7 protein-coding genes are annotated in these 5,038 nt (G+C 48.8%); 1 reads left to right on the top strand and 6 read right to left on the bottom strand.

Translation table 11 applies throughout. From position 1 onward, the window contains the following. From J3482_RS19405 to J3482_RS19425, 5 genes are all read right to left on the bottom strand, one after another. Positions 1–210 (bottom strand): hypothetical protein (locus J3482_RS19405; RefSeq protein ID WP_206922987.1); only part of this gene is annotated, 210 nt, incomplete at its 3' end. Between the two features lie 13 nt (positions 211–223). Beyond that, positions 224–1,501: an H-type lectin domain-containing protein gene (locus J3482_RS19410; protein ID WP_206922988.1), complete on the bottom strand. Its 1,278-nt coding sequence runs from the start codon at positions 1,499–1,501 to the stop codon at positions 224–226. A 13-nt stretch (positions 1,502–1,514) separates the two neighbouring features. Then, complete coding sequence (locus tag J3482_RS19415) at positions 1,515–2,084, bottom strand: baseplate wedge 1 family protein (protein ID WP_206922989.1); 570 nt, start codon at positions 2,082–2,084, stop codon at positions 1,515–1,517. Between the two features lie 11 nt (positions 2,085–2,095). Continuing rightward, positions 2,096–3,229, bottom strand: coding sequence for a baseplate J/gp47 family protein (locus J3482_RS19420; protein ID WP_206922990.1), 1,134 nt, complete (start codon positions 3,227–3,229; stop codon positions 2,096–2,098). Positions 3,230–3,267: 38 nt separating this feature from the next. Continuing rightward, entirely contained in the window at positions 3,268–3,633 is a 366-nt protein-coding gene (locus J3482_RS19425) for a contractile injection system sheath initiator (protein WP_206922991.1), read from the bottom strand. A 175-nt stretch (positions 3,634–3,808) separates the two neighbouring features. Between J3482_RS19425 and J3482_RS21675 the strand changes: the two genes are divergently transcribed. Next, positions 3,809–4,534 carry an HNH endonuclease gene (locus J3482_RS21675; RefSeq protein ID WP_206922992.1) on the top strand — a complete coding sequence of 242 codons (726 nt, stop codon included), beginning with the start codon at positions 3,809–3,811 and terminating at the stop codon, positions 4,532–4,534. Between the two features lie 55 nt (positions 4,535–4,589). Here the strand turns inward: J3482_RS21675 and J3482_RS19435 are convergent. Next, the coding region (locus J3482_RS19435) for a Gp138 family membrane-puncturing spike protein (protein WP_206922993.1) at positions 4,590–5,038 on the bottom strand (449 nt) is incomplete at its 5' end.

Raw genomic sequence — 5,038 nt, forward strand, 5'->3', positions numbered from 1 at the left:
CGGCTGCTCCACCAGTTGGCCGTTCTGGACCAGATAACGCTCAGGATGTGCATATGCATCCTGCACTGCTTCAGATGCGCTCGCAACATCGAACGGCCCCAACACTCCGGAACACTCCGGCGGAATGTTGGTCCATTCGTCTGCGTTTCCGAGATATGGAGCGCCGTAAATGGTGCCATCCGCCCTGTAAAGAAACCAATAATTTAACACAGATCCATCCCTCCTAGTATCCAATAGCAATCCACGCAACGTTCGTGTTACCCATACCGCTTACCGTGAATCCCGTGTTGGAAATATTGGATATGTTGGGCTGATACCCATTCGTGCCATTCCATGTACCGCCGGTGTTCTGTGCCGGAATGACGAGTGGCACGCATCCTGAACTGAACGGCGTCGGGAATGTGACAGTTCCCCCTTGTGCATCGGTAAATGACGTTATACCACTCTGCACCTTGTACCCGCCACTGAGGGATTGGAGCAGATTGTGGCCTTGTGCCGTAACGTTGCCTGCCACCGTCATGTTGCCGCTGCCGTCGTCAAGGACGTTGTTGAGAGTACTCACTTTGCCGGTGATAAAGTCCACGGCGAGTACAGCGGCTGACTTCGCATAGCTCCACCACTGGCGAATATAGTTGGTCAGCGTGCTACTGCTGTTTGTGGATGCAACGATTCGGTCAGCGGCCTCTTGTGTGCCGTTGATCTGGTATTGGTCGCCGCCGAGGTTTTTGTTTGACCATGACGCGCCAAGTGCCGCACTGTAGTTCGTCGTGCCGAATGCTGAGTCGGTGCCTGTGCTGTTGACAGCATTCAGTGGACCGTTGAATGTCTGCGGTTGTGAAAAAGTATTGGCCTGATCCTTCCTCGCCGCATTCACGTATACTGGATCTGTCGTTGATACTGCTACAGGCTGTTGCCCTTGCGTAGGAGGCGCAGAGACTAGGACAGTACCTGGGTCAGTGGTAGTGGCTGTACTGATGTTAATCTGGTCAGGAGGAACATGGCCGTTATTATCTAGAGAGGCCACGCCACCTGGTTGTCCTACTTCAGACACTGTTACATACGCATCACTTGGCACGTTTGCCGTTACATTTGTCGCATTACCCACGGCGGTGTTGATCTGGAATTGCCGCGAATATGGCCCATCAGAATAGGGCGGGATCGTATCGCCTTGAGTTCCCGCATTGGCATAGGCGTATAAAATTTCTCCCGCATCCGGATCTTGCGCGTATAAGCCAATTTCACAAGTGTAGGTTGAAGCAGTAAGATTCGTGTTTTGGTAAATCCCTCGTACAACCGCAGTGCCGCCTGAGTTAGCTACGGAATTGATGTTGAAATAGTCGATTGGTGAAATGAGAGATGTAAATGTGGTAGGGTCTTGCCCACTTGCTAATTGACCTGAACCAATTTGCATACGGGTGAATGTGAGTGTGGCACCTGTTTGGACTTTACCAAACAATGTTTGTCCCTGTTGGGTAATGACCATATTCCCATAGACGCCCATGTTAGACCTCCCTTTATGCCGGATTTTGCGTCGTAATAGTGGTGATGTCGCCGCCGCTAACGATGGCGCCGAAATACAGCTCTTCCGAAATGGTCGTATCCGCAATAATGATGAGCGTTACGCCCATTGGTTTCGGGATAATAAGACCAGCCGTCACAAGCTCCGTGGAGAGGTTATCTGTAAGGTTTGTGACCACAGCTTGCATCGACATGTCCTGGTTATCGATGATTTGCAGGGCCGAATTAGGGAATGCCCCGTTCCATATGTCGTAGATCTGCCCGATTGTGCCGTCCCATTGATTTCGCGCTATTTTTGCTTTAAGCACCAGGCGATAGTGATCGTCATCGAGGATGGATGATGCAGATGTGAGCGGCACGCCAATATCACGCAATTGACCGATGGCTTGACCGAGAATATCTAGCTGCACGCCTACTGCAGTGTCGATGTCGAAGGCCGTAGGAATGGAATTCGCGGCTGTTATGCCGTCATCGACTTTATTTAGGGCAGCTGATAACCATGCGTTGAATTTGGGCTTGTTTTGGTGTTCAGAAGTGATGAGGTTTAAGTACTTTTGTATCGCCATCTCATCACTCCTTACTGAGTTGTCACAGTGATGTATGACGTGTTGCCACGTGCCGCTTGATTGAATGCAACAGGGATATCAGTCGTCCCCAACGTTCCGCCGTGTACGCAAGCTTGAACACTCACAACTGAGAATGTCGGGTTAGAGGCGTTAGGATTCGCCGTCATAGCCGCTCCCCAGATGCTTGAGATATAAATGTCTGTACCAATGGCAACGGAACTTAAATATGTCGATACGGCGGTTTGAATGGCCGTTGTTGTGTCTGTCGTGTATCCGTTTAGCTGTTTCACTGTGATAGCGACATCAACGTCCACATATTCGAGTTCATCGTAATTGATATTCGTGACGACTCCGTAATCATCTGTGATGGACTGAGTTGTCGTGCCATACGTTCCGCAGCCAGGCCCCTTATGCTCGTATATCGCCTGAGCAATGGCTGATGGAGTTCCACCTTCAACCACCGCGCAGACAGAGTGAGCAGGCACCCCATTCGCATCTGTGGAGCTTGTATCATTCTCATACACTTTGAATCGTGTAACGCCTGACAATGCGGCTAGAGCCCCTTCCAAACCTTCAAGGATGCTTTGGCTTGCTTGCGCTGTGCTGAGTGCTTGTCGTGCCCTAAGTTGGGCATCAGACTCGGCAGGAGAACCGACAGTAGCGGCTACGGTGTTTGTCACAGAACTCCATCCGAGTGTAGGTGTGATGATGGTGTTGATGTCGCCTGGATTAGCTGTGATTGCCCCGGGCGTTTGACAAGTGGCCACGACGGTCACCGTTCCATCCGACCCAATAATTGTCGGGCTCGGAAGTGACCAATAATTGCCGTTCACGTCACCAGCAACGCCGTTTGTGATGGGAGCACCGGGTGTCCCTCCAACAACCACTGGACAAGTCGATGCGACGGCGGGTTGGCGCTGTATACCATTGATGCCAACCACTACATCGAGACCGCTGCCCAACGCCGTAGCAGGCCCCCGACTGTTGTAGACAGCCTGTGAAGCAAGGAATGAATCATAAATCATCGAAGCGAATGCACTGATCCATTGGTAGTCCTGAGAGTCTGGTTGCAGATAAATGTCAGAACCGAAGATATTCTGTGCATCTGCTACGAGTTGGTCCACGATATCTTGGTAAGTAGGCATGTGGTATCCTGTTGCATCAATGTAAGGAGCGAAGTAGCTCAACCAAACGTCACCCCTTCCACCGTAACGTCTCCGAACTGTGTGCTCACGGTCATCGTGTCAATTGTATATGTGCGGTTTTGGTAACTACTGGAGAAAGATTTGATCTCATTGACGCCTTGAACGTTCATTACCTGTTCTTGCACGAGCATGTCGACGGCGTGGATATGCTCAGATGTCCCCGGTTGGCCGAGGATACTTTGGAACAATGGAAGGCCAATTGATGTGTCTTCCCACCATTCACCCTGCAAAAGCCTTAATGATGTGTAGATGGCCTGTCCTACAGCGGTCGTATCAGTGTAAAAGTCATTGGCGTTGTTCCCGAAAACATAGTCTCCTGTATTTGATAATTTTCTGTATTTCATATAGATTTCACCCCTAACTGCGTTACAATTTAAATACAATGGAAAAGGGGCTGTTTGAATGATAAGGACTTGTGATTTTTGCGGCAATGAATACAAAGCTTATCCTTCACGAGTTTCTAAAAGCGGACTCTACTTTTGTTGTAAGGCATGCCACTATGCTTACAAGAGAAATAGGGTGAAGGTAAACTGTGCTAAATGTGGACAGGAAACAGAGAAAGTGCCTAGTCAATTCAAAAAGTGGGATATTCATTTCTGTAGCGCGAAATGCCGCCAGGAATATCACACAAATTCAGTACATACCGAATGTAAAAACTGCGGTAAATACTTGGTTTTGAATCCATATAGGGTTCGAGAGAATAACTTTTGTTCCAGAGAGTGTGCTAATGAATTCCAAGGCGAAGATAACCTGTATGAAATCGATGGAGATATAACGAAAATCATCATCACAAGCCGCAAATATGGAATCCATACTGCTCTTATCGATACAGACGAACTTGAAAAAGTGAAACCTTTCAGGTGGTTACTTAGGCCATCCGGCAGATATTATTACGTGATATCCACGCGAAAAAACATCCAGGGACATACCCAACTTCAATTGCATCGTTTGATTACAGATGCCCCAAAGTATATGCATGTTGATCACATGAACGGAGATCCGTTAGACAACCGAAAATGTAATTTGCGGGTTTGTACCCCGCAAGAAAATGGAGAAAACAAAGTCCACCTGAACAAGAACAACAAGTCAGGTGTTCGTGGTGTTCACCAAAACAAATCTGGTCTATGGGTAGGTCGTGTACGCGTTAAGGGCCAAACACACTATAAATCCTCCCGTGATAAGCAAGAAGTAATCGAGTTCGTGACAAAAAAGCGTGCGGAGTTAATGCCGTTCTCAACCAATTAACCGTCACTTTGGCGGTCTTTTCATTTAGGTTTTCGATATCTCAATTGGCATCACCTCAACTTTCTCCCGTAATCGTTCCGGTAGCAGTTATAGACCCATCAACCGTCACATCTCCTTTGATGGTGATCCCGCCCGAAGACAGTTCGATGTACTTTGAACCATCTTCAGTTCTGAGTTGTGCCGATGTCGTGGAGTAATTGGACAAACGTTTCGGTTGCGACGTTGGAGCGAGGATGGCAAATCCATCTGAAAGGTCGTGACGGCGCTTATCAGCCTGGTTTTGCACACCACCATTCGCCCACCATGCATCTATGCACATGTCTCCAAAGACGACGAAGCACTCATCGCCTTTGGAGACCGGGAGAGTTAGCGCATATCCGCCAGCGCGCGGGATAATCAATGGGACATCTACTAGCAGTGGGAGCGATACCCATGAGTACTCTTTCGTCGTCGGATCCTGAATGCGTTCGCGGATGGATGGCTGAACTGTTACTGTCTGCTCTT

Source organism: Alicyclobacillus suci, from assembly GCF_017329615.1.
GTDB classification, from domain to species: Bacteria; Bacillota; Bacilli; order Alicyclobacillales; family Alicyclobacillaceae; genus Alicyclobacillus; species Alicyclobacillus suci.